The following is a 26,466-nucleotide window of genomic DNA, read 5'->3' as shown; positions in this document are numbered from 1 at the left end:
TGTGTTTATAATTATCCATTAATAGGATTAAGGCGTTGCAAGAAAATAGATCGATCTTTCTGTCTGTTCTCTCTTAAGTTTCTGTTATTCAGGGTGTTTGCCCTGACTCCTGAGCCATTTATATACAGGGTTTTGCAACAACCTGTTTAAACCGAAAGGATGAATCAGTTCATGTCTATAGTTTCAACAATATGGCCAGAGTGACTATGACACCCAAACCATTGGTCACTGCGGTGGTACCTGATGATGAAGTGGGAACCGGACTGGTACTGGTACTGAAAGTCGTATTGGCAATAGAAGAAGAGGACTGAGCGTCTGCCATGCAAGCAGCTGAGTTAATGTAGAACTGACCCTCGACGTTGGTCAGTCCAGTTAAAGCAGTCACTGTAGAAACATTAATAGCAGTCCAGGTATTCACGATTTGGCAGAATGCAGGCAAACTTCCAGTTGCCATGCCAATAGTTGAAGTCGCTGGGCTTCCGCACTTATCTGCCAGTGTCAATGGGTCAACGGCTTTCAGGCTGTGTTTTGTAAGTTGTCGCCACGGACTGCCAGCCTGCAGGTGGTTACAGGCCAGAGCCAGTTTAATGGTGTCAATAACGACTATAGCTGCTGCTGAGCCCCGGATCTGATTGCCTGCAAAATTATAAAGAGGAGGTTCTTCAATCTTACTGGTATGACCTATGAGAATGAATCCCCCTTGTATTAATTTTCCTCGACCAGAAGCTTCCTTGTAGGTCTTGCCGACATTGGAAATATCGACCCTGTTTCTGAAAACATCCATACTGGTTCCGGCTCCAAGCATTATTTCACCCGCTCCTGCCATTGTATTTTGAAATATGTTCCCTATGGCAGCGACCCTCTGTGTCTGGTTCTTGATGGATTGAAGATGAATACGTATCCCTCTCTCGGGAGTTAATTCGTCTATCTGCATTGGGATAGTGTTACCTATAACTGTGTTATTGACAAACATCAGGCTCGGGCCCGGACGACTGTCATTTTGGGCCGCATTCAGGTGTTCTCTACACTCAAAGTTAACCGCAGACTTATAAGGAAGATAGAATACATTGTTGTCTAAAATCAGTCTCCGGTTAAAGCACTCTGCTAAAACAATGTCATTAATGGGCCTGGGTAGCTTAGGTCCGGTTGGCAGGAAAGTAACGTGTCTTATATGACTGTCTTCTGTTTCTCCAAACTGGAAGTTGTCAGTGATTCCAACCCTGACCATCTGTGTATCTGTATAACTTGCGTTATTCTTGATGACGATTTCAAAACCATCATTAGCGGCCCCAAGAATGTCCTGACCGTCTTTCAAAACGATTTCACTGCCAATGAGGTAGTCAATCGGGGTTATGCCCGACGCAGGGGCAGGGGTGACCGATGGTATAGGCGTCGTTAGGTTAGTGACAGCCTCTGAGGAGAGCAGTATCACGGTGTTTTCAGGAAGCCGGTTTATCAACTGAGCTAAATCTTTTGTCGAATTGGCACCGATAACAATGCATTGCCGCCCGCTGACAAGGCTACTGTAGAGGTTTAGCCGTTGTTGAACCCCTGTTGTTTGTCCTGACAAAGAGTCGCACAGTACCCTTGCAGGATCATTGGTTGGAGTCTGAGCCTGCAGACTCAGAGTCAGTATCAGACATACAGTGACGATTGATCGCGCAAAATAAAGTAGCCACTTAATCATTATCTGGACACCGCATAAAAGGCGATAGGAAGCCTGGACTCTGTATTAATACTTATCCATTAACGAGACCAGAGTGTTTTTATAGAATAGGTGATCTTTTCTTTCTATTGTTCCTCTGGTGCTTTTGGCCAGAGTTGAAGTCCTGACTTCTGAGCCATTCACAGGCGGGGTTTTGCAACGGCCTTTGTAAACCGAAGGGATGAATTAGCTCAGGTTATGGAGTCAATAAAATGGCCAGAGTTGTTATGACAGCCAAGCCAGTAGTCAACAGGGTTGTAACTTCTGAAGAACTGGCGATCGCGCCGTTAATGCAAGTCGTGTCAGTAATAGCAGCAGGGGATGCGGTTGCTGCCTGGCAGCTGTACGACTCAAACAGGAACTGGCCTTCGACGTTGATCAGTCCGCTGCAGGCAGTCGCCGTGGAGCCATTTATAGCCGTCCAGGTATTCATGATATGACCGATTGAAAACGGAATAGATGTTGCCATGACAGCTGCAGAGCCTGAAGTGGGCATTGCAACGGTTGAACTGACGAAGCCTTGGCACTCACCTGCCAGTCCAGGTTCTAATGGATCTTCAGCTTTCAGGATGAATTGCGGTTGAAGTTGTTGCCAGGGTTTAACTGCCTGCAGTTGATTACAAGCCAGAGCCAGCGCAAGGGGTGTGCTGACGGCTATAGCCGTCCCTGTTACATAGATCTTATTGCCGACCAGATTAAAGAGAGGACGTTCTGCGTCGGTATCTGCAAAACCAGTAAGAACAAAACCTCGTTGAGGTTGTCCTTCGGCAATGTAAATCACCAGTGTATTTCTGAAAACATCCATACTGGCTCCGGGTCCAAGATTAAACTCACCTGCGTCTGCCATTTCGCCCACGAACCGATTCCCAATAACTGCGACCCTCTTTGAATGGTTCATGATGTTGGGAAGATTAATATAGACCCCTTCCTCGGGAATAGTACCGTGGTGCATCGCACTGGTGGGGTCAACTCTGAGCGTGTTATTTTCGAACAGCAGACCCGGGCCGGGCCGTGTGGTATTGTCCGATGCATTCAGGGGTTCTTTGCAATCAATATAAACTGCAGCCAATTCAGGAAGAAAGAAAACGTTGTTTTCTACAATCAATCTCCGGTTATAGCACTCTGCGAAAACAATGGTGTTAACCGGCCTGTGGTGCTTAGGTCCGGTGGTCTGGAAAGTAATGTGTTTTATATGACTGTCTCTTGTTTTTTCAAACTGAAAGTTGTCAGTGGTTCCAGCCCTGATCATCTCTTTCTTTTTATAATTTGAATGAAACGTAATGACGATTATAAAACCGTCATCAGCAGCCCCGAGAATGTCGTGACCGTCCTTTAAAACTATCTCTCTGCCGATAAAGTACTTAACCGGGATTATACCTGTCGCTGGGGTAACGGTCGGGGCCGTGGTATTGGAAGAGAGCAATATAACGGTGTTTTCGGGAATCTGTTTTATCCGCTCACTTAAATCATCTGCAGGGTTGGCCGTGAGAACAATACACTGTCGTCCGCTGACAAGTTTACTGTACTGGTTTAGTCGTTGCCTAACCCCCGTCGTCTGTTCTTTAAGACTGTTGCACGCTCTTGGAAGGCTCGTTGTGGCTGAAGATTGAGTCGTTATCCGGGCCTTTAAACTCAAAGTATGAAACAGGAATACAGGGGCGATTAACCAGATCGTATAATGCTGCAACTTAGTCATTTTATGAGCCCTTTTAAAAGAGTGGATAGGAAGTCCGGGCGCTGCGTTTAAACTTGCCGTCAGTCTGTGCTCCTGATGGGACCTGCCGAGCCTGAAAGCAAGAGAGCCAGAGTAAGTGAATTCATGCCTCTGGCTTTTAAACCGAAGGGACGGATTCTCTCGGGTTACAGATTCAACAATAGTGTCAGGGTGGTTATGACACCCAAACCCGTTGTTACTGAGGTTGTAGCTGTTGATGAATCGGGGTCTATGTCAGCGGCAGGCCTACTGCTGTTGCCTGGAGATAGTGTAGTTGTTTTCAGGCAGTCTTCCCGGCCAAAGAAGAACTGTCCTTCAAAGTTGGTCAGTCCACTCAGGGCCTTGATCCTGCAGTCACTGATGGCTGTCCAGCTATTCTCGATCTGGCTGATTGTATAGGAACCGGTAGTGGGTGTTGGCATAACTAAGGTTGAACTCACGAAGTTTTTGCACTTACTTCCAAGTGGAAATGGATCAGCGGCTTTCAGGGTGAATTCTTTGTATAGTTGTCGCCAAGGGCTGGATCCCTGCAGGTGGTTACAAGCCAGGGCCAGTTCAAGGGGTGGACTGACGGCCAGAGCCATTCCTGTTACCCGGATCTGGTTGCCTGCCAAATTATAGAGTGGACGTTCTGCATCACTTTCTGAATGACCTTTGAGAACGAAACCACTCCTTTGTGTTATTCGAAGGCCAGTGGTGTCGCGAACAGTGGGGCCAGCATTGGTAATGTTGACCGTGTTTCTGAAGACATCCATACTGGTTCCGGGTCCAAGTTCAAACTGACCTGCATCTGCTATTACGCCCAGAATTGTGTTCCCGGTAAGCGCGACTCTCTTTGACTGATTCTTGATGGCAGGAAGATTAATAAATATTCCTTCCCTGGGAATGGTGATTCTGTTGTCTATTGTGCTGATGATCTTACCGATAACTATGTTCTTGGTGAACAGCAAGCCAGGGCCCTGCTCCGAGTCATTGTCAGACGCATCCAGACTTTTTTTGCAATCAAGATCAACCGCAGACCAGTCAGGAAGATGAAATACATTGTCTTCTATAATCAGTCTCCGGTTATAGCACTCTGCGAAAAGAATGGTGTTAACGGGGTGCTGGTCCAGAGGCCCGGTCGGAAGGAAGGTAAGATGACTCAGACGATTTTCATGAGTTTTGCCAAAATGGAAGTTGTCAGTGGTTCCAACCCTGACCATATTTTTATCCCGAAAACGTTCCCAAAGCGAAATAACGATTTCAAAACCGTCATCAGCAGCCCCAAGAATGAACTGACCGTTCTTCAAAACTATTTCATTCCTAATATAATAGTGAATCCGGGTTTTACCCGTCACAGAGGGAGTGGTTGGCACAGAGGGGGTGGTTGGTGAAAACGTGTGTGAGGAAAGCAGTATAACTCTGTCATCCGGAAGCTGTTTTATCAACTCACTTAAATCTTCTGCAGGGTTAGCGCTGAGAACCGTGCAATGTCGTCCGCGAATCAGGTTGCCGTATTGGGCCACCCGTTGCTTAACCCCCGTCGTATGCTTCAACGCAGGCAATAGGACAGAGTCGCACTCGATCGGGTCAAGTTTATTAGGGCGATGAGCGCCCGGAACCTCCTGGTTCAGAGCCTGTAACAGAAACAAAGGAGTAATCAACCAGACCAGATAATGTTGCAGTTTGATCATGCTGGGTCATACTCCTGAACGCTGCAATTTTACTCATCTATTAATCAAAACCGGTTGCCACGCTTGCGTAGGGATGAATAAGCTCAGGTCAAGGAGATAACAATACGGCCAGAGTGGTTATGATTCCCAGGCCAGAAGTAGTCAACAGATTTGTGCCCGCTGACGAAGTGGGGACCATAGAGGTAATGATAGTCTTGACGGTATCATGAGTCCTGCTGTTAATGGATATCGTATCGGTAATAAAAAAAGCGTGGGTCATGGCAACTGTCAGGCAGTCTTCTCTGTTAAAGAAGAACTGACCTTCGAAGTTGAACAATCCGCTGCAGGCGTTGGCGGTGGAATCATGGATGGCGGTCCAGGTGTTCCTGATCTGGTTGATTGTATAGGATTTGTGTGTTGGCATGACAACGGTTGAGTATGGAGTTGGCCAGTCAAAGGTTGAGTTTGGTGTCGGCGTGCCAATGGTTGATTCCAGACCTGACATGACAGAGGTTGAGTTTGGAGTTGACATGCCAACGGTTGATCCCGGACTTGGCATGACAGAGGTTGAGTTTGGAGTTGACATGCCAACGGTTGATCCCGGACTTGGCATGACAGAGGTTGAGTTTGGAGTTGACATGCCAACGGTTGATCCCGGACTTGGCATGACAGAGGTTGAGTCTGGAGTTGACACGCCAACGGTTGATTCCAGACCTGGCACGACAGAGGTTGAGTTTGGAGCTGACATGCCAACGGTTGATTCCAGACCTGGCATGACAGAGGTTGAGTTTGGAGTTGACACGCCAACGGTTGATCCCAGACCCGGCACGACAGAGGTTGAGTTTAGCGTTGACACGCCAACGGTTGATTCCAGACCTGGCATGACAGACGTTGAGTTTGGCGTTGACATGTCAACGGTTGATACTGGAGCCTGTCTGGAAACGGTTGAGTCAGGAGTGAGCATGGCAATGGATGAACTCATCACACTTGGGCACTCTTTTCCCAGTGGCAATGGATTAGCAGATTTCAGGCTGAATTCTGGTTGAAGTTGTAACCAGGGACTGATTGCCCGCAGGTGATTGCAAGCCAGGGCCAGTTCAAGGGGGCCTCTGACGGTTATGGCGGCTGTTGTTGTCTTAATCTCATTGCCCGCCAGATTAAAGCGAGCAGGCTCTGAGTCGCTGTCTTTGTGACGTATGAGAGCAAAGCCTCCCAGCAATGATTGTCGTTGTCGACGGGCGCTGCGAAGTGTGATACCGATATTGGAAATGTAGACCCTGTTTCTGAAGACATCTAAATGGGCACCGGGTCCAAGAACAAATTCACCGGCTTCAGCCATTCTGCCCAGGAATCTGTTCCCAATAACCTTGAGCCTCTTTGACTGGTTCTGGATGGCTGGAAGGTTAATGTGTATCCCTTCCTCGGCAAAAAAGAGGCCGAACCGCGTTCTGATACCACTACCGATGATCAAATTATTCGCGAACAGGAGGCCCGGGCCCGTGTGATCATCATTGGCGGATGCATCCAGAGGTTTTTTGCAATCAAGGTCAACTGCCGTCCAATAAGGAAGAGAAAACTGGTTGTTTTCTATAATCAGATTTCGGTTATAGCACTCTGCTTTAACAATTGCGTATACTTGGCTGCGGTACCCGTGGCCTTTTGGCGTGAAAGTAACGTGCCTTATATGACTGCTTCTTTTTTTTTCAAACTGGAAGTTGTCACGGGTTCCAACCCTGACCATAAATTGCTTTTTATAACTTTGCTTAGGCGTAATGACTATTTCAAAACCTTTATCAGCTGCCCCAATAATGTCCTGACCGTCCTTCAAAACGATTTCACTATCAATAAGGTAGATAATCAGGGTATTACCTGTTGGGGGGATAACGGGTTGAATCGTCGTACGGGACGAGAGCAGTATGACAGTATTTTCAGGAATTTGATTGATCAGCTGAGCGGTATCCACCGTTGGGTCTGAAGTGAGAACAACACACTGTCGTCTACGAATAAATTCACTATTGTCGTCAAGCCATTGATGAACCCCCGTCGTTTGTCCTGAAAGAGAGGCGCAGTCTGTTGGAAGTGGCGGCTGAGTCGCTTGAGCTTCCGGATTCAGAGCCTGTAAAAGGAATACAGGAACGATTAAACGGGCTAAATAATACTGTGACTTGTTCATATTAAGGACTACTACCGATAAATCTAGATAGGAAGCCTAGACTCTGCATTTACAATTAGCCATCAGTCTCTTTGCCGGAGACATGACTTCAGATTAGTTTTTTAACAAAAGGAATAAAGAGGTCACGACGCCTAAAGCCGTTGCTGCGAGGTTTGTGCCCTCCGATGAAGGGGGAGATGGTGTGGTGGCAGGAGCAGAGGTCGAATTGATTGCCGGGCAGACTAGCGGGTCAAAGTTGAACTGACCATCGACGTAGGACAGTCCACTCAAGGCAGAAGCTGTGGAATTATTGATGGCAGTCCAGGTATTGACAATCTGACAGAGTCTGGGCGGCCGGGTCATTGCCATGGCAACGGTTGAATTTACCGAACTTTCGCACTCACCTGCCAGTGGTAACGGATCAGCAGCTTTGACGGGGTGTTGTTGTTTGTCTTGTTGCCAGGGTTTATAGGCCCGCAGGCGGTTACATGCCAGGGCCAGTTCAAGTTTTGCCTCGACACTTATAGCGGTGTCTGTTACATAAATCTGGTTGCCTGCCAGATTATAGAGAGGCGGTTCTGAAGCGCGTTCACTATGACCAATAAGAATGAAACCACCTTTTAGTATTTTTCCTCCTAAATTCATTTCTCTATGTGTCAAGCCTGAGTTGTCAATATCGATAATATTTCTGAAGATATCCATACTGCTTCCGGGTCCAAGACCAAAGCGACCCATGCTTCCCATCTTTCCCCGGGAAGTGTTCTCAATAACACTGACCCTCCCGGACTGGTTCTCGATGCCACGAAGATAGATTTTTAACGCATGCAGAGGGATACGTATGTGACCGTGAGCGTTGATTGAGTCGGCCAGTACTGTGTTATTGATGAAGTGCAGACCAGGGCCCGGACGCAAATGATTGGCAGCTGCATCGAGAGGTTCTGTGCACTCAAGTCTGACTCCGATCCAGTTTGGGAGATAAAATACGTTGTTGTCCAGAAACAATCTGCGGTTAGAGCACTGAGCGAAGATAATCGTGTGAATGGGTGAGCTGTTGTCAGGTAGAATGGGTTGGAACGTAATGTGCTTTATATGACTGTCTCTTGTTTCTCCAAACTGAAAATCATCATAGGAACCCATCTTGAGCATATAATTTTGTCGGAAACTTGGCCAAGGCGAAATAACGATTTCAAAACCGTCATCAGCAGCCCCTATAATATCCTTACCACTTTTTATAAGTATTGGACTGTCAATGAAGTAGTTAACCGGTTTTTTACTTGTTGAAGGGGTCATGAAGGGAGTAGGCGTCACTCCATGGATAATGTTGGAGGAGAGCAGTATCACGCTGTTTTCAGGAGCTCGATTAATCAGCTCTGCGGTATCTTCTATCGGATCGGCACTGAGGACAATGCACTGTCGTCCACGAACAAGGTCATTATACTGGTTGAGCCGTTGCTGAACCCCCGTCGTTTGTCCTGTAAGAGTGTCACACAATGTTGATGGCAAGGATGTTGTGGTTGCAGGCTGAGTTGTCTGGGCGAACAGGCTCAGGGCTTGTATCAGAAATGCAGTAACGATTAACCGAGCTGTAGAACGCTGCAACTTAATCATTTTCAGGGTTCCTCGGGAAGGTCGTTAAAAAGCCTAGACGCTGTATTTGTAGTTATCCATTGGTCTGTGTTGAGAAAGTACAACTTGTTTCCATGCTCTGCTTATCCGAAAACCGGTCTCAATAACTTGAGATAGCCTGTTGTTTCCAACTCCGGATCCCATAGAGCCTGAAAGGGAACCAGAGTTTTCTAAAAGCCTGCCTGAACCGGAAGGGTGAATCAGCTCAGATTAATTAGTGCACATCACAGCCACGAGGGTCAGGAGAAAACACACACTAAAAAATTGGACGGTATGCTCTGGTAATCTACCGCAGTTCATGCAGATACTTTCAGTGGTAGTGCTACTGTCAGTTTTATTATTACTGCCAGTTTTAGTGGGACTGTCAGTTTTGCGGGTTCTGGAAACAAAGGATCGAGTGAAGGACTGGCAGTTTTCTGAGTCATAGAAGAGCTGGCCTACATAGTTTTCCAAACCGGAGCAAGCCGTATCAGAGGAATAATGTGTCGCCGTCCAGGTATTATCAGCCCGGTTGTTTTTATGTGGAGTTGGCATAACATCGTTTGAACTCACAAGGTTTTCACACTGTCTTCCAATATCACCAAATGTTGCAGGGAGTGCCTTGAATTTGTATTGCGGTTGCATTTGCCACCATGCATTGAAGGCTTGCAGCTGGTTGCAAGACATAGACAGTTCAATCAGTCCCCCGATAGTTATAGCTGTTGCTGTCACCTGGATCTTATTGCCAACCACATTAAAGAGAGGCGTTTTTGCACTGATATCGGTATGACCTAAAAGAGCAAAACCACCTCTGCGGTAAGCGGGGCGACCAATGCTGCCGTAATTGCGAATATCAACCGTGTTTTTGAAAATCTTTATATCGCTTCCGGAGCCAGGTTTAAACGCACCTGCCTCTGCCATTTTGCCCCGGATTGTGTTCCCGGTAACAGTTAATGCCTCTTGCTGATTTCTGATGGCAGGCAAATTAATAGATAGGCCTATTTCGGGAACAAGCGTTTTGGTGAGCTTTTTGAAGTTTGTACCTATGAGTGTGTTTCCGGCGAACAGCAGGCCCGGCCCCTGGTGTTTGTCATTGTCTGATGCATCCAGAGATTCTTTACAATCAAGGACAAGTGAAGCCCGGAGAGGAAGGTGAAATACGTTTTCTTTTAAAATGAGTTTCCGGTTATAGCATTCTGCGAAAACAATGGAGTCAATTGAGGGGGAGCCATTTTCCCGATTGGGCTGGAAAGTAAGGTGTCTGATGTGACTGTCTTCGGTTTCGTCAAACCGGAAGTTGTCAGTGGTTCCGACCTTAACGAAATGTTTATCTACAAATCCCGGCCGATCTCTGATGACGATTTCATGGCCATCATCAGCCGCCCCAAGAATGACTTGACCGTTTTTTAGACGTATTTCACTGCCAATAAGGTACTCAACCCGGACTTTGCTCGAGACAGGGTAACCTGATGGAGAAGGCGTCTTCACAGCAGTTTCGGAGGAGAGCAGTATCACGGTGTTTTCAGGAATTTGATTGATCAGCTGATCTGCATCCACTGTCGGGTCGGCACTGAGAACAGCGCACTGCCGACCGCGAACGAGGCTTTTATGCTCGATAAGGCGACTCTGAACCCCTGACGTCTGCCCCGAAATAGCCTCGCAGGACATCGTCGGAGGGGGTGTTGAAGGAGAAGGGGGTTCGGGTATAGTCGATTGAGTTGTCGTTTGGGCATGGAGACTCAGAGCCTTTATAAGAAACACAGGCGCGATTAATCGGGTTAAATTATGAATCACTTTAAAAACTTCCGGAAATCCTAAAATAAGGAAGCCTAGACTCTGCATTTATAACTATCCATTAATATTATTCGATCTCATGTAATTCGATCATGAAAAAATTGGCAAGAACGTATCGGTTCCCAGGTTGCGGCTCACAGGGCCTGAAAGCATGGGAGCCAGGGTTCTGCAATGCTGTTTTGCGGGGAATGATGGTGTCAAAAGGATGAATTAACTGAGGTTACAGATTCAACCATATGGCCAGACTAGCCAAAACACCCAAACCAGTAATCTTTGCGGTTGTTCCCGCTGCTTTAGTTGGGGCCAGAAGGGAACTGGATGTTGTATCAGCAACAGAGACAGAAGAAGCAGAAGCAGAAGCATAACGTAAAGTGAATGGTTGGCAGATTTCTGAGTAAAAAAAGAACTGACTCTTGGAGTTAACCAGACCGGCACAGGCAGTGGACGAGGAATTGTTTATGGGAGTCCAGGTATTTGCAAACCGGATGCTTCCATGTTTAGTGGGAGTTGGTATGGCAACCGTTGAATTTACAGCGGGAGTTGACATGGCAACGGTTGAATTTGCAGTGGGAGTTGACATGACAGTCGTTGGGCCCACAAGGCTACCGCACACTCCTGACACTTTTTCCAAAGGTGCCGGCATTGCTCTAATGCTGGATTGTTTTAAGGGTTGCCACCATGGATTGAAGGCCTGCAGTTGGTTACAAGCCAGAGTCAGTCCAATGTGTCCCCTGACGTTTATAGCGGTCTGTGTTACCTTCATTTGATTGCCTGCCAGGAAAAAAACAGGCAGTTTTGAAGGGCTATGTGCAGGCCCAACCAGAACGAAACCTCCTTTGCGAGCAGAGCTTCGAATTGTGAGGCCAGCATTGAATATATTGACAATGTTATTGAAGACATTGATTTTAGATCCAGGTGCAAGTCTGAACTCAGCCGCTTGTGCAATATAGTACTCAAATGTGTTGCCAATAACCGATAGTCGATCTGACTGGTTAATAATAGAAGGAAGATTAATAAATATCCCTTGTTCCTGAGTAACATAGTAAAAAGTATAATCGGGAATCCAGCTGTATTTTCCTCCAGAGATTTTGTTATTAACGAACAGCAAGTTTGGGCCCGGGTTCCGGGTTGAGTCAGAGGCATCGAAGGATTTTTTGCAATCAAGAGCGAAGGCGGCCCTTGCAGGACTCATGAATAGGTTATCTTCTACGATCAGCTTCCGGTTGAAGCACTCTGCAAAAACAATGGAGTCAATGGGATGGTGAAAACTTTTCTGCCATGGCGAGAAAGCAAGGTGTCTTATATGGCTGTCTTTCGTTTCTTCAGGTTTGAAGCTTTCAGGGTATCCAACTCTGAGTATGTGTTTGTATTCAAAATATGACCGATCCCTGATGACAATCTCAAAACCGTCATCAGCCGCTCCAATAATGTCCTGACCGTTTTTCAAAACTATTTCAGTGTCAACAAAGTACACAGCCGGCGTTTTATCTGTCACGGGGAAAGGGGACGGAGAAAGTGTCGCGCCAGGTGCAGTGGCGGAGGAGAGTAAGATAACGGTGTTCTCCGGGATCTTGTTTACCAACCTACCTAAATCCTCTGATGGGTCGACACTGAGAACAACGCACTGTTTTCCATTAACAAGTTCTCTATATTGCTTCAGCCGTTTCTCAACCCCTAACGTCGACTGTCCCATGAGAGTGTTGCAAGATGATATCTTAAGGCATGATATATAAGAAGAGACTGTCGGCACATCGGCCTGAAGAATCAGAGCTTGCCAAAGGAATAAAGGCGCGATCAATCTGGTCAGATAATCTGGCAGCTTGTTCATGTTTCGGGCTCTTTAGGGATATCTGTGGGTCATTGAACCCACAAGGCCTGAAAGCACCTGAACCAGAGTTTTGCAACAGACGCTTTGTGGGGAATGATCGCCTCGAAAGAATTAGCTCAGGTTATAGATTCAACCATATGGCCAACGTAGCCAAAACACTCAAACCAGTAATCTCTGCGGTTGTTCCCGCTGCCGTAGTTGGGACCAAAAGGGAACCGGACGTTGTATTAGCAACAGAAGCAGAAGCCAGAGTGAATAGTTGGCAGATTTCTTTACGAAAAAAGAACTGACCCTCGAAGTTAACCAGACCGGTACAGGGAGTTGACGAGGAATCGTTTATGGGAGTCCAGATATTTGCAAACCGGGTGCTTCCATGTGTAGTGGGCGTTGGTATGGCAATCGTTGAATTTACAGCGGGAGTTGACATGACAAGGGTTGAATTTGGAATGGGAGTTGACATGACAGCGTTTGAATCTGGAATGGGAGTTGACATGGCAAGGGTTGCATTCGGACTGGAAGCCGACACAACAGCGGATGTTGACATGACAGCCGTTGAATCTGGGGTGGGCGTTGACATAACAAAGGTTGAATTTGTACCAGATATTGGCATGACAGAAGTTGGACCCACAAGGCTACTGCACACTCCTGACACTTGTCCCAAAGGTGCTGGCATTGCTTTAATGCTGAATTGTTTTAAGGGTTGCCGCCATGGGTTGACGGCCTGCAGGTGGTTACAAACCAGAGTCAGTCCAAGCTGTCCCCTGACGGTTATAGCGGTTCGTGTTACCTTGATTTGATTGCCAGCCAGGAAAAAAACAGGCAGCTTTGCAAGGTCATATGTTGGCCCAACCAGAACGAAACCTCCTTTTTGAGTGGTGCTGCGAGTTATGGGGCCAACATTGGATATATTGATAATGTTATTGAAGACATTGATTTTAGATCCGGGGGCAAGTCTGAGCTGAGCCGCTTCTGCAATATCGTCCTCAAATCTGTTTCCAATAACCGATAGCCGACCTGACTGGTTAATGACAGAAGGAAGATTAATAAATATTCCTTGTTCCTGAATAACATGGGAATAAATTCTGTCCATAATCGAGGTGTATTTTCCTCCATAGATTTTGTTATTAGCGAACTGCAGGTGTGGGCCAGGGGGGCGGGTTGGGTCAGAGGCATCGGAAAATTCGTTGCACTCAAGCTTGAAGGCGGCCTTTGCAGGAGTACGGAATACGTTATCTTCTATGATCAGCTTCCGGTTGAAGCACTTTGCAGAAATAATAGAGTCAATGGGAAGGCGTGGATTATTCAGCGATGGCCAGAAAGTAAGGTGTCTTATATAGCTGTCTTTGGTTTCGTCAGGCTTGAAGCTTTTAGGGTATCCAACTTTAAGTAAGTGTTTGTGATTGAAAGTTGACCGATCCCTGATGACAATCTCAAAGCCGTCATCAGCTGCTCCAATAATGGACTGACCGTCTTTCAAAACTATTTCACTGTCAACAAAATACTCAACCGAGGTATTAGTTGCCTGGGTAGCGGGAGAAAGCGTTGCGCTGGGTGCAATACTGGATGCGGGGGTAGCTGGAGAAAGCGTTGCGCCGGGTGCAGTTCTGGAGGAGAGGAAGATAAAGGTGTCCTTTGGAATCTGTTTTATTAAATCACCTAAATCCTTTGAAGGGTCGTGATCGAGAACAATGCACTCTTCTCCATTAACCAGTTTTCTGTATAGATTTAGCCGTTTTTCAACCCCACTCGTTTGTCCCGTGAGAGTGTCGCATGTCGAAAGGCTTGATGTAGTAGGAGAGACTGTCGGCATCTGGGCCTGAAGAATCAGAGCTTGCAAAAGGAATAAAGGCGCGATCAATCGGGCCAGATAATATTGCTGCTTGATCATGTTCCCGGCTCCTGGCGAATCTAGATAGGAAGCCTAGACGCTCCATTAATAGTTGGCCATTATCAGGTATTAAGAAAATAAACAGGACTTCCCTTTAATCGTTCCCATGTTCCCGGAATGCCTGCGAGGATAAACAGGCTCTGGTTATAGATTCAACAATATGGCCAGAGTGGTCATGATGCCCAGAGGGGTTGCCACTGTAGCTGTAATTGTTGATGAGGGAGGGACTGCTGTCGTGCTGGTATCGGGAGCAGAATGGGAAATGACAGGCTGGCAGACTTCTGTAGCAAACAAAAACCGACCCTCGAAGTTGACCAGACCCTTACAGGCAGTGAAGAAGGAACCGTTGATGGCAGTCCAGGTATTGGCAAACCGGCTGCTTATTGCAGGTGGAATGGATGTTGACCTGTCATGGGCTGAACCTGAAGAAGTGGGCCTGACAGTCGTTGAACTCACTATGTCATTGCACCATTCTGGTTCTCTTCCCGAGGGCAATGGCAGTGCTTTCAGGCTGAATTGTTTTTGGGGTTGCCACCATGGATTAACTGCCTGCAGGTGATTACAAGCCATTATCAGGCCGAGCTGCCCCCTTACGATGATAGCTGTCCGTGTTACCCTGATCTGATTGTCAGCCAGTAAAAAAACAGGGGGGATTTCCGTGTTATCTGCAGGCCCCGCGAGAACGAACCCCCCTTTGCGAACAGAGTTGTGCTCTGTGTCGCCCTCATTGGAAATGCTGATAGTGTTATTGAAGACCTCCATGCGGGTCCCGGGTCCAAGCGTGAACTCAGCCGCTTCTGCAATATAACCTTCGAATATATTCCCGGAAACAGCTATCTTGTCCTGCTGATTCACGATGCCAGTAAGATTAATAAACAGGCCTTGGTCGGGAATAACATAGGGAAAAAGTTTGTCGCTAATCGAGTCGAACTTTTCACCGATGATCTTGTTATCTGCAAACTGCAACTCTGGGCCCTGGAGCCATTTGACAGATGCATCCAGATTTTTTTCGCAAGCAATAATAACGGCGGCCCGGAAAGGAGGCTTATGTAAATCATTTACATCAATAATTTCGGCCAGGACAGGGGGATAAAATACATTTTTTTCTACAATCAGTTTTCGGTTATAACACTCTGCGTAAATAATGGATTTAATGGAGTCGCGCTTTTTTTTTCGGGTGGGCCGAAAAGTAATGTGTTTTATATTGCTGTCGTCTGTATGGGCGGGCTGAAAGTTAGCAGATCCAAACCTGAGCAGATATTTGCCTTCAAATACTGGCCGATCCCTGATGACGATCTCAAAGCCGTCATCAGCTGCGCCAATAATGTTCTGACCATTCTTTAAATGTATTTCATGGTCAGCAAAGTACACAACCGGCGTTTTGCCCGTCAAAGAGGTAGCTGTTGGCGAGGGTGTCACGATAGGGTCAGTATTGGATGAGAACAATATGACGGTGTTCTCGGGAAACTGCTCTATTAACTCACTTAAATCTTTTAAGGGGTTGGCACTGAGAATAACGCACTGCTCTCCCTTAACAAGTTTCCTGTGCTGGTTCAGTCGTTTTTGTACTCCTTTCGTCTGCAGTGCAAGATTCGTCGGCTTCAGAAGATCGTCGCAGGGTGTCGTCGTAGTTATGGCAGAAGGGGTTGCTGTTGAAGATTGTAATCTTGTTTGAGCCTGGGTATTCAGGGCCTGAAACAGTAATACAGGCACAATTAAACGTGCCAGATATTGCTGTAGCTTCATCATGCTCTGAACTCCTGAGAAATTTACCGAAGCCTAGACGCTACATGTATGGTTAGCCATTGATCGAGGTTAAGAAAACGGTGCGGTTTTCCAGCCACTCCAGCCACCGACCGGCACATCTGTTCTGTATTTCTTATACCAATCGTATTTTCTAACTCCCGCAATGAGCATGGAGATTTGAGCCTTAAGACAAGGCGGCGTGAGGAGTCATAGCCTTAGCTATGGCGACGATCGCCAACGCAGGATTAAGGCTCAAATCTTCAGCGCAATAGGGAGTTAGAAAGTTCGATTGGTATTACAGGTTCGAACAGCAAAGCCTGTGCTTTGGCCTTATCCATTGTCCATCTGGGCAATTTGTGAAAAAAGATCTATGTCAATAGCCAGATATAATAAGTACCTAACCAGTTGGTTTCGCATATTCTGGACGGCGGCTTTTTCCATCCTTCTGCGTTCCAACTCTGGTTGCGTAGCTATGGCTACGCGCCCGTCGTTGCGCCTTGAAGGATGAAAAAATCCACTCGCCAGAATATGCGAAACCAACTGGCCAGGTACTTAAGACAAATGTCGTTCTTAAAATGGGGCTCCAGCCCATTTTTGGTGCGTTTCATTAGCTGACAAATCAACCTCTACTCTGGAGCCTGAAAGTCTTGTCGGTTATTGTGGCTTTGGTGCATGAAAATCTACGAATTCATCTTTCCCTAAAGCCGTTCAATGTAAAAAATCCCACATCTATTTCAAACTATTTTAATTGTTGGAAATATTTTTCCTAACTTATTAACTATCAGTTTTTATAACTGAAGTTACACGACTAATTACTCAAACATTCTGTCATTGAAGATGCGTTTGATTTTTTATTAATTTTTATAGATATGGCTTACTCATTATTATGAAAAGTTCATGTGCAACTATTTGTTATCCGTCGTATAAAATACGATGTTTTTTATCGGTTTTTTTTCTGGCATTCTGCGCTCTGTCTCTTTCCGCTTATAGTGTCGGCAGTGGCGCTTCCCCAGACACGACTACGCCCCCACCGGACACTCCGACTGATACGACTGCTCCCCCACCTGATAATCTGACTGACACGACCGCTCCTTCACAAAGCACTCCGACTGGCCTGTTACCAAACAGTACTTCAGTTACGGCTACGACAATAACTCCGACATCGGTATTCAGCAGGAACAATCCGTGCAGTCATATTCGACTTAATCAGGCAGCCAAGGACAGTTGTAACCAGTTTTTCAACAATGAAATAGCCTCTGGAGACACAGCGTCCTTTGCAACAGCTTTGGTTGTTCATAATGCCCGTGAGCTGGTCAGAGCAGTTGAAAACGCCGGGCCAGGAGGCTCCATTATACTTCTGGCTCCCGGAACGTATACGCTGACCGACGTGTTGAAACCCACTCAGAGAATCGCCCTGGTGGGTGTTAAAAGAGATGGGACCCGACCTAATATTACTACCTATATTGATTTAAAGAGTGATAAGCCGGTAGCCATGGTTTCTCTGTCTGGAACAGAGGGCGCTTCAGTCGGCTTTTACAGTGCTTCCATACACTGGGAAACCATCGTGGTTATAGGTGATCGGAAGTACAACGATTATAGAACTGTCAGTGGGGAAAATTATCCGGGGGAAGTCAGGCTTTATGACAACGTGTTTACGCATACCAGTACTGAATTCCATATAAGCAATTTTGTTTATCTGGAGGACAATGAAAGCTCACCCAAAAAAATAGTGATCGACAGCAACCGGTTCAATACCAGTAATCTTAGTTATTCGGCTGTATACGCGGAAATCTTCGGCTCCGATGTGGATCAAAACGAAATTGTTATCACTAACAATACATTAACCAGCGCCAATGGTGCATCCGACGACGTCAGTGAGTATGCCTTCGTTCTTTTCAACTACAAAAAATTCACGATCGAAAATAATATTGCGCAGAACGAAAGGACTGACCCTTCTATTTTCATTAAATTACCTGACGAGCCCGGATTAGACGGTTCTGTCAAAGACAACAAGGCTCATATTGACGCGTCACCCAATGACCGGGTCCTGGAAGTAGTCTCAGGCGAGTCGCGCAGTGTAATGTCAGGTCTTGTGACCATTTCTGGCAATGACTATTTCGATGTTGATTACGGGGATGAAATAGGCGCCTATATTGCTTTCACGCCAGGAAAGGAGGTTCCTGATCGTTCTTCGTCTGCCATAGCTTCTTTGTCTCCCACTTCTGCTACGGCAGTCAGTCCCGGCGCAAGTGCAACGCCAGAGGCGGTTACCAATCCCTGCGATAACTTAAGTCATGACACTGTTGCCCAAAAAGCGTGTAACGACTTTCTTGGTAACCCGCTGGCAACAGGCGGCGATAAAAACTTTGCTCACGCCTTTGTTGTACGCAATGCACAAGAGTTGTATCGCGCAGTGGAGAATAAAGACTATCTCGACAGCGGCAGCATTATTGTTTTGCATGAAGGACTTGCAGGAGATGACCCCTACCTGCTACCGAGGCCGTTAATAATCGACCATAAAGTGGCCCTGGTCGGTGCGAGCTATCGCTTTAAGCCCAAAATACAAGCCAGTGAAGACATGTTCGACGCGCCCGGTTCACGTAAATCGCTGGTACTTCTGAGAAACAGTTCATCGAAACCATCCTCCGGTTTTTACAGTTCTCATATTCATTGGGAAGCTAGCATTGGTGAGATAAAAAGGGGTTCAAAAAATGTTTACCAGGAGAGTGCAATCAGCAGTGACTCTTATCGGGGCAAGATCAGGATTTATGACAACCTTTTTTATCATCGGCGGAACAACCACAATTTTGGCCACTTCCTGATGCTGCAGGATGCCTCCGGCGATATTTACATAGGGTACAACGATTTTAATGATAGCCACCTTAATTCAGCGGTGATCCGAGCCCAGTGCAGCTATTGTTCTGAACTTGGCACGAAAGTGGAAATTGTCTCAAACCATTTTCAAGGCTGGGACTGGGAAGATACACCGAGAACGGTTCCTCCGGGTGTTTACCTCAGGGGCTATAATCGATTCCGGATTGAAAACAATCAACAGGATGACAAAGAATCTGCTGCCCGGATTGAAGTTTACCTGAAAAATAAAACCGGGGCAGTGAGTGGTGTTATTCGCAACAACACCGCGCAAAGCGATACTTCAACAGCCCAGAAAACAATAAAAATCGAGCCTTACATGGTTGGGAGTGAGCCACTGAGTTTTACCGGATCTTTGACTGTAACGGGAAACACAAATTACATCCTCTCTGACCCAGGAAATCTAATGTTTCTTCTGGGATCAGCCGGTGGTGCGGCAACCACTGCCCAGGCATCGTCCACCACTCAACCGCCGTTGCTGCCATCCCGGGTCGTCCAGACATCTGCGGCAATCATGCCGACACCAACACAACAGGTTAGTGCCAGCCGTTCCACAACGGCTTCACCGACCCCGGCGATACCGTCAATCTCTTCCCCAACACCCACAGGTGCTTCCACGGCAATCTGTGATCATATGCAATCGTCCACAGGGATAACTCTCATTGAAATTAATGCTTGTAAGGAGTTTCTTAACAATACAACAGCGTCGGCAGGCCAGTCATTTTCCAAGGCACTTGTGGTCAGTGATGTGGAGCAATTGGAAGCGGCCATCGGCACATCAGAAACAAGAGACGCTGATGCCAGCACACTGATTGTGTTAAAAAACGGAATCTATCGGCTCAGGCATGGACTGGAGATTTCACACAAAATAGCCTTGGTTGGCGCCGTCAAGAACGGTCAGTTTCCGAAAATTCGAATCTCTGGCGTATTTAAATCAAGCAACTTTTCATTAGTTCACCTCTATCAGGATTCAGCGGTAGCTGAAACTGGCTTTTACAGCCATCACATTCACTGGGACACGACTAATCCAACCTTTCATCGATTCGGGTTGTTGTTTAACGGCGCCATTTACAGTGAATCCTATCAGGGAGAAGTGCGGATTTATGACAATCAATTCTCGGAATCAAAAGAAGATTACACTGCTCATTATATCAAGCTACAGAATGTTATGGGTGGAACATTTGTAGGATACAACTGGTTTGATACTCCTTATTTGAAAACGGCTGCTGTTGTGGCCCGTTGTGCGAGTGGCACCTGTATAACCGCACAACCTCAGCTCGAAATTAGTAGTAACTATTTCAATAGTGATTTTATCCGAAGCATTGAAAATCTGAAATCAATATACGTCCAGGGCTATGCGAACTTCAGGATTGTCGGCAACCAGCAGGCGTCCGAAAATGCCCCAGGCCTTATTTTAATCAGGGACCATAACGATATAGAGCATATGAATGGCTATGTAATGAATAACATTGCCCATAAAGATGCACCGGATTCTCAGCGAAAAATAATCTTTGAGTCCACCCATGATCCCAAACACCTTCCGTTCATTGTCGGCAAGCTAATTGTTCACGGCAATGATTATTACACGTTTGATGACCGGGGACTTGCCTGGAGTCATGTTGATTACATTCCCGGAAAACAGGTGATTGCGTCTTCACAGACAACGGAAGTGCCATCGACGGTAGCAATCCGTGTGTCTCCTGATGTTATTACGCCAACCCGTTTGCTGCTGTCTGCTACGGCTTCTATCAACCCGTTGCCTGTGAAAAAGCAACCTTGTAATGATGTCTTGGACCATTCAGCTGCATTTGCTGCCTGCGGGGCGTTTTTGCAAAACGAACGGGCCTCGGGGCCTGCGACCAACAAGCCTGAGTTTTCACATGCCTTTGTGGTTGCAACGGCTGCGGAGCTGCTCAAAGCCATCAATAAAACGATCGGCGAGGATGGCAGGGCTATTCTCGGTAGAATTATTTTATTGAAACCGGGTGACTATGAACTCTCAGGGGCGCTGAGAATCAGTCACCGGACTGCCATGGTGGGTGTAGTAGGTGGAGCTGTTAAGCTGCCTGTAATAAAACCAGCAGGTGACTATTATAACGTCGGCCCCCACACTTCATTGCTGTACCTGAGTACTAGCCATGATTCTCCGGATGCCGGTTTTTACAGTTGGAATCTGGAGTGGCAAACCAAACGGCCTTTCGGTTCTTATGGATATCCATTTGAATCTCATATCTCTGCAAAAAGTTACAGCGGGGATATACGGATTTACCAAAACCACTTTACTCATCATGAACCAGGGGCCTGGTCTGAACATGCTGTAGTGCTGGACAATAACCCGGGTTATAAGTATTACGTTGGTTATAGTTTCTTTGATTCATCGTTAACACCGGTTAGTGTGGTCAAGTCCAGTGCCAGCACAAGTTCTCAGGCTGCTATTGAGGTCGACACTAATGTGTTCGTGACTTTCCGTAATACGGATCTTTCGCAACCCAGTGCTATCGTTCTTTCTGATTATCAACACCTGAAAATTAACGACAACCTTCAGGCAGACCGTCATGCAGCAGGTGCGATAAAGCTTAAATTTGCAAATTACCAGCATATCGAAAGTGCTTCCATAAAAAACAATACAGCCAACAAAGATGCACCGGAAGATGCAAGAGTTATTGAGCTAAAACTTGAGAAGAGCCCTTTTGACCCTGCAAAGGTATACGGTTATGTGGATGTAGACAGAAATGATTACTATGGGTTAAAGATTCTGGATTTTACTAATTATCGCTACACTACAGGCCTTGAAGTGTCTACTTCAACGCCAACTTCGCTGACGCCTTCGCAGTCTATTCAGACTACCTTGGTAACGGACAGTTATGAACCCTTTGAGTTGGGTGCAAACAAAACCACTGTCGTATCATCTGCCACAGCAAGCTTGACACCGACCACTTCCCCCGTGTTCAGCAGCCCATGTGATCAGCTGACCGATTCAGTCAAGGCTCAGCTCTGTCAGCAACTTCTGAATGAGCTTCAGGAAGAGGGGGTAAAGACTACGTTTTCTGAAGTGGAGATTGTAAAAAACATCGGGGAACTGCTCTACGCAGTAAACACGACGTCAGAGTCTGGCAAGGTTATTTTGCTTGAAGCAGGCAGTTATGAACTGAATAGGCCACTCCGTATGCTCCGGCCCGTGGCACTGGCCGGTGTTGGCAATACGGTGATTAAGCAATCCATTGATTATCCTGCCGAGGCAGAATCACTGGTTCTGCTGGATATTAACAGTTCAGCTCAGGGTTTCTTCAGCAAAGGTATAACCTGGGATATTTCCGCTGTAGACAATATCCGGGGCAAGCCTCTCTACACGGCAGTCAAGGCGGTCGACTATCGTGGAAAACTCCTGATGAGTAGTGATGAGTTTCAATATAACGTCAACAGGGAGAACGAAAAAGCACCTTCCCACTATGTTGAGGTACGGGGCTCATCAGGTGATGTGATAATTACTGGCAGTACGTTTTTTTCCGGAGGTCTGAAAAAAGCCGCCATTTATGCCGATTGTAAAAATTGCCTGGAAGAACTCCAGAAGATGGATATTTCGGGTAACCGCTTTACAGACTCAAATTCTGGCGAGTCCGCACCGGCTGCCATTGATGTTCGTCACTACAGAATCCTGAAAGTTCATGACAATGTTCAGGAGACCGAGTCTGTTTCGGTGAACATCAATGTTGAACTGCCAAATAACAGGGGCGGTATCTTTGCTCTTATCGCTGACAACATTGCCATGGGTTCAGCTATTGACGAGAAGAAAACCATTGACGTCACGGTTGGCAGACTGGCTAAAGAGCCTGCCAGAATTGATGGCCTGGTTCGGGTGTGCAGTAACCGTTACTTCTCCGTTAACCTTAATGAAGTACCTTCTAATGTTGTCGAGTTTGCTGAGGGTAATTGCAGCGCTTTGCCCGATATTCAGGCCTTGAGGGGGGCACCGACACCTTCACACAATGGTCTGAGCACGGGCCAATGGGTCGGCATAGGTTTGGCTGTCGGTGCAGCTGCTGTATACGGCGGGTGTGGTCTCTATGGTCTTACCAATCTGCCTGGACATGGGAGAGCCTGGTCATTCTTTATCTTACCCAAAACCCTTGCACTGGCTGCCACTGCAAAAGTGCTTGCATGGTGTAACCAACGCAAATGGGGCAGTTTAAGTGAGGATGATGATACAGTTAGTTTTTCGCCATCCGAAGGCGTAGAAATGAAAACAGGCTTGACGAAAGATCCTGAAATGAATTTGGGCGAAAGCGAAGGTGATCAATTCCCTTTGATTGAAAATCCGATAATGGAACCTGAGCTGTAAGTTTGTTTGAGAGGGTTTTAAAAGCCCTCTCAATCAAACGTAAAGGTTCAGTGGGACTCATTTTTGGCGTAATGCTCGATATGTTTTGTGAACTTATCATGCCGATCCAGAAACGAATCGTAAGCATGTTTGGCTGGAAGCGTGATGACTTTGCCGGTATGGGACAAACCGCTGATAAACTTTCCGGCAAGCGTCACCGGGTCTTTGCTGACCTTATAATGGGTTACCTTCTCGTGGGCGCTGGCCAGATTTTCTCTGGGAATGTCTGATAAAGCTGCACGACTCAGCTCGGCACTTGAGAAGCAAACCGCTTCGACCGGAGGCACCATGGAGAGTGCTGCATAGCTTGCTTCGGCTCCTCCTTTGGAATGGCCATTGAGTTTCAGAGAAAAAGGCTCGCCTTCAGGCGTTGCAGGCAGATTTTTCATAAGACTGGCGGTCAGGGCTTTGGCTTGTTTATAGCTGTCAGGGATGCCTTTTCCCGTGAGATTCTTGAGATTGGCTTGCCATTGCTTGCCTGAAAACTGCATGTTTTTTCTCGAACGTTCGATTAGCCCTCCTGCTGCCAGTCCCGATGTCGTGCCGCCAAACACCAGACGGACTTCCTTACGTTCAGGATTGGTAAGAACGTAAGCCGTGAGTCCTGTTTTCTTGTCATACAGGAATCCGGGTTCCTTGGTGCTGAGGGTCACTCCTGTCTCATCGGAAATCAGTTTTGCGATATCCTCAGAAGGTTGCCATTGAGCGGCAAAATCCTCTTTCTCTGGTTTGTGAATGTCACCGGCTTCACTGATTTTCTCAAGTGAGCGATGGTAGGGGTAAGCGGCCAACTGTGCATCAATGGCCATAGATCTGAGAACTCTGGGTTCTGTGGGCGGTTTACTGTTCATGGCCAGTTTTTTGATTTCCCGCTGCTCGAGTTTCACAGGGGCATCGTTTTTAAGAGTGGCTTTTTGGGGGGAATATTTGCCCATGGACTTGGAAATTTTGACTTTCCACCGGCCAAACACACCTGTTTTCTGAGACTTATCGAACTGTTTTTCAGAAATAGGCTTGAATTGAGTCGCTTGTGTATCGAGTCTGGATCTATCCATGATGATCTGATTCTTATGCCTGTTGTGAAACTTTTCAACTCAGCTCTCAAAGCAGAGTGTCTTTCCTCAGTATAGGGGGCGTATTCAAAGTCTGGTAACACTGCTTTTTCTCGGCGGGTCAGTCAAGTATTCGGTACAGGTGCCAGCTTTGAACCCAGCCTTCCGGATTGGAGGCGTAGAAGCCACCAATATCAGGATTGACGAGTGTTATCCGGGAAGGGTGGAGGACAGGAATCAGTGGTAATTCTCTGGCCAGAATAGCTTCGGCATTCTGATAGTTCGGTAAACGGGCTACAGTGGTTTTCTTGCTTGCAGCCAGGGAAAGTTCCCTGAGATAGGCTGGATCCCTGAAGGGGCCAAAGAATTGACTTTCGGTTAGAGGAATCAGGAACGCCGTGGCATCATTGTAGTCAGCTAACCACTCAAACCATGCCAGCTCGTAGTCTCCTTTGGATATATGCTCGAGGTAACTACCCCATTCCTCACTCTTACTGCTCAGGGATGTGCCCAGAGTGCTGTTAATCTGGTGGCAGATCTCTGGCAGAATATCCAGAGAATCGTACCTTGGGCTTGATAATACAGTTAGTTTTATATCACTCCCTTTAATGCCTGATTCAGCCAGTAACTTGATGGCCTGTTCCCTGCGATCCGGATTATCGAGCAGTCTTTTGCAGTTAGCCGGGTCCGGGTTGAAGCCCCGGGTATGGGGAGGCACAAAACTGCACGCTGGTGTGGTATGACTGTGGGGGTATATCTTCTTGACCAGCGCATTCCTGTCAATAGCCATCGATAGAGCCTGCCTTGCTTTTAAATTATGCAGGACCGTTACCTTCGGGCTGACCATCAGGCTGGCGGTGGCAAGAACCTGATCTTCAAACACAGACACAGGGTGCTTTTTCTTCAATTCCTGAATATGCAGCGCTGGCAATTGAGCCGTTACATCCAGTACGTGATTCTCAAATTGTTCTATTTGACGATGGACGGATGGAATAATCTGGTAATTGACCCGTTGCAGGTCAGTATCCAGATGACGGAAATAATGGGGGTTGCTGCTTAATTCTATACGGGTTTCAGGGATCACTTGACGAATTTTGAAGGGACCGTTGGTGACCGGAATGGTTGAGGTATCGCCCTTGAGATTACTCTTATGGACAGGCAGAAAGCTGGGAAAGGTCATCAGGTCCAGAAAATAAGGAGTGGGCTGATCCAGTTCGATAATGACTTTATCGTCGTATGCCTTCACCGCCAGGGCATCAAGATCGCCATTCAGAGCCTGCTCGGCTCCTTTTATTTTAGCGACTTTCAAGTACCAGCGGTAGGTGGCTCGACGTTCAGGATCGGCCAGTGCCCTGAAGCTGCGGGCAAAGTCTTCAGCCGTGAGGGCACTGCCATCTGACCATTTCAGATTTTTTCTGATGATAAAGGTATATCGGGTGCCGTCAGGGGCGCGTTCAACATCGCTGGCCACTCCGGGCACGGGTTCACCGTTTTTGTTCTGCACCATTAACCCTTCAAAAACATCCTTGAGCACCTGGGCGTTGGGTGAGCCGCCAAAATAGTGGGGGTGCAGGGATTTTGGGTTGGCCAGCAGACCCCTCTCAAGGGGCAAAGAGAAAACCTGCATGGAAGCAGTGAAGGCCAACAGGAAGCAGGGCAGGGCAAGGAGAGTTCTACGCAGCCAGCCACGAACCCTGAATGTAAGGGGCTTGAATATAAAGGACATTTAGGAGGTCAGATCAAAAAACTACACGAATCTTCTGTATAGCTTATTCATAAAGCTTCTGCCGAAAAAAGTCAGTAAGATGCGTCTGGTTTTCCATGGTAAAGGCTTTTTTGATGGCTAGCAGCCTGTCGGACTTAAGCGTCCGTAGCGAGGATTGCAAGAAATTGAGGATAAAAATCTCTGTTTCTGAGGAGAATAGCGAGCTATTTGACGAAGAAACAGGGATTTTTAGACCAATTTATTGCAACCGCAGTAGGACAGTCTTAAGTCCGACAGGCTGCTAGGAGCCTGACCGAGAATAGACTGCCCTACTGCGGCGGCAGCAAATTGGTCTGAAAATCCGCTTTTGTTCGTC

Annotated in this window: 12 protein-coding genes; 1 reads left to right on the top strand and 11 read right to left on the bottom strand. The window is 46.9% G+C overall.

All coding sequences use genetic code 11. From position 1 onward, the window contains the following. Nucleotides 1-175: 175 nt before the first annotated feature. The 9 genes from ACOJUN_RS22185 to ACOJUN_RS22145 form a co-directional block, all read right to left on the bottom strand. On the bottom strand, nt 176-1,687 hold the full coding sequence (locus ACOJUN_RS22185) for a hypothetical protein (protein ID WP_422134032.1): 1,512 nt from the start codon (nt 1,685-1,687) through the stop codon (nt 176-178). Nucleotides 1,688-1,901: 214 nt separating this feature from the next. Continuing rightward, a complete protein-coding gene (locus ACOJUN_RS22180) occupies nt 1,902-3,401 on the bottom strand; it encodes a hypothetical protein (RefSeq protein ID WP_422134031.1) in 1,500 nt (499 codons plus the stop codon). A gap of 164 nt (nt 3,402-3,565) precedes the next feature. Further along, on the bottom strand, nt 3,566-5,092 hold the full coding sequence (locus ACOJUN_RS22175; RefSeq protein WP_422134030.1) for a hypothetical protein: 1,527 nt from the start codon (nt 5,090-5,092) through the stop codon (nt 3,566-3,568). A gap of 88 nt (nt 5,093-5,180) precedes the next feature. Beyond that, the gene (locus tag ACOJUN_RS22170; protein WP_422134029.1) at nt 5,181-7,244 is read right to left on the bottom strand and encodes a hypothetical protein; all 2,064 of its coding nucleotides are present in this window, start codon (nt 7,242-7,244) and stop codon (nt 5,181-5,183) included. A 93-nt stretch (nt 7,245-7,337) separates the two neighbouring features. Continuing rightward, a complete protein-coding gene (locus tag ACOJUN_RS22165) occupies nt 7,338-8,831 on the bottom strand; it encodes a hypothetical protein (RefSeq protein WP_422134028.1) in 1,494 nt (497 codons plus the stop codon). Nucleotides 8,832-9,059: 228 nt separating this feature from the next. After that, nucleotides 9,060-10,622, bottom strand: coding sequence for a hypothetical protein (locus ACOJUN_RS22160; RefSeq protein WP_422134027.1), 1,563 nt, complete (start codon nt 10,620-10,622; stop codon nt 9,060-9,062). 220 nt (nt 10,623-10,842) lie between these two features. Continuing rightward, nucleotides 10,843-12,069, bottom strand: a complete 1,227-nt coding sequence (locus ACOJUN_RS22155) for a hypothetical protein (RefSeq protein ID WP_422134026.1) — start codon at nt 12,067-12,069, stop codon at nt 10,843-10,845. A 502-nt stretch (nt 12,070-12,571) separates the two neighbouring features. Then, on the bottom strand, nt 12,572-14,338 hold the full coding sequence (locus ACOJUN_RS22150) for a hypothetical protein (protein WP_422134025.1): 1,767 nt from the start codon (nt 14,336-14,338) through the stop codon (nt 12,572-12,574). 144 nt (nt 14,339-14,482) lie between these two features. Then, a complete protein-coding gene (locus tag ACOJUN_RS22145; RefSeq protein ID WP_422134024.1) occupies nt 14,483-16,087 on the bottom strand; it encodes a hypothetical protein in 1,605 nt (534 codons plus the stop codon). A gap of 883 nt (nt 16,088-16,970) precedes the next feature. Between ACOJUN_RS22145 and ACOJUN_RS22140 the strand changes: the two genes are divergently transcribed. After that, complete coding sequence (locus tag ACOJUN_RS22140; RefSeq protein ID WP_422134023.1) at nt 16,971-23,294, top strand: hypothetical protein; 6,324 nt, start codon at nt 16,971-16,973, stop codon at nt 23,292-23,294. Between the two features lie 47 nt (nt 23,295-23,341). Here the strand turns inward: ACOJUN_RS22140 and ACOJUN_RS22135 are convergent, their stop codons facing one another. Next, entirely contained in the window at nt 23,342-24,388 is a 1,047-nt protein-coding gene (locus ACOJUN_RS22135; protein WP_422134022.1) for a hypothetical protein, read from the bottom strand. A 118-nt stretch (nt 24,389-24,506) separates the two neighbouring features. Further along, on the bottom strand, nt 24,507-26,111 hold the full coding sequence (locus ACOJUN_RS22130; protein WP_422134021.1) for a peptide ABC transporter substrate-binding protein: 1,605 nt from the start codon (nt 26,109-26,111) through the stop codon (nt 24,507-24,509). Nucleotides 26,112-26,466: the final 355 nt, after the last annotated feature.

Origin of the sequence: Endozoicomonas sp. ALD040 (genome assembly GCF_049275945.1) — a bacterium.
GTDB lineage: Bacteria > Pseudomonadota > Gammaproteobacteria > Pseudomonadales > Endozoicomonadaceae > Endozoicomonas_A.
The sequence above is the reverse complement of the archived record's forward strand: the minus strand, read 5'-3'. Positions and strand labels throughout refer to the sequence as shown.

What these genes read in the sequence shown, in the direction of transcription:
- ACOJUN_RS22185 (WP_422134032.1), bottom strand. Translation starts at nt 1,687, where the DNA reads ATGATTAAGTGGCTACTTTATTTTGCGCGATCAATCGTCACTGTATGT.
- ACOJUN_RS22180 (WP_422134031.1), bottom strand. Translation starts at nt 3,401, where the DNA reads ATGACTAAGTTGCAGCATTATACGATCTGGTTAATCGCCCCTGTATTC.
- ACOJUN_RS22175 (WP_422134030.1), bottom strand. Translation starts at nt 5,092, where the DNA reads ATGATCAAACTGCAACATTATCTGGTCTGGTTGATTACTCCTTTGTTT.
- ACOJUN_RS22170 (WP_422134029.1), bottom strand. Translation starts at nt 7,244, where the DNA reads ATGAACAAGTCACAGTATTATTTAGCCCGTTTAATCGTTCCTGTATTC.
- ACOJUN_RS22165 (WP_422134028.1), bottom strand. Translation starts at nt 8,831, where the DNA reads ATGATTAAGTTGCAGCGTTCTACAGCTCGGTTAATCGTTACTGCATTT.
- ACOJUN_RS22150 (WP_422134025.1), bottom strand. Translation starts at nt 14,338, where the DNA reads ATGATCAAGCAGCAATATTATCTGGCCCGATTGATCGCGCCTTTATTC.
- ACOJUN_RS22145 (WP_422134024.1), bottom strand. Translation starts at nt 16,087, where the DNA reads ATGATGAAGCTACAGCAATATCTGGCACGTTTAATTGTGCCTGTATTA.
- ACOJUN_RS22140 (WP_422134023.1), top strand. Translation starts at nt 16,971, where the DNA reads ATGAAAAGTTCATGTGCAACTATTTGTTATCCGTCGTATAAAATACGA.
- ACOJUN_RS22135 (WP_422134022.1), bottom strand. Translation starts at nt 24,388, where the DNA reads ATGGATAGATCCAGACTCGATACACAAGCGACTCAATTCAAGCCTATT.
- ACOJUN_RS22130 (WP_422134021.1), bottom strand. Translation starts at nt 26,111, where the DNA reads ATGTCCTTTATATTCAAGCCCCTTACATTCAGGGTTCGTGGCTGGCTG.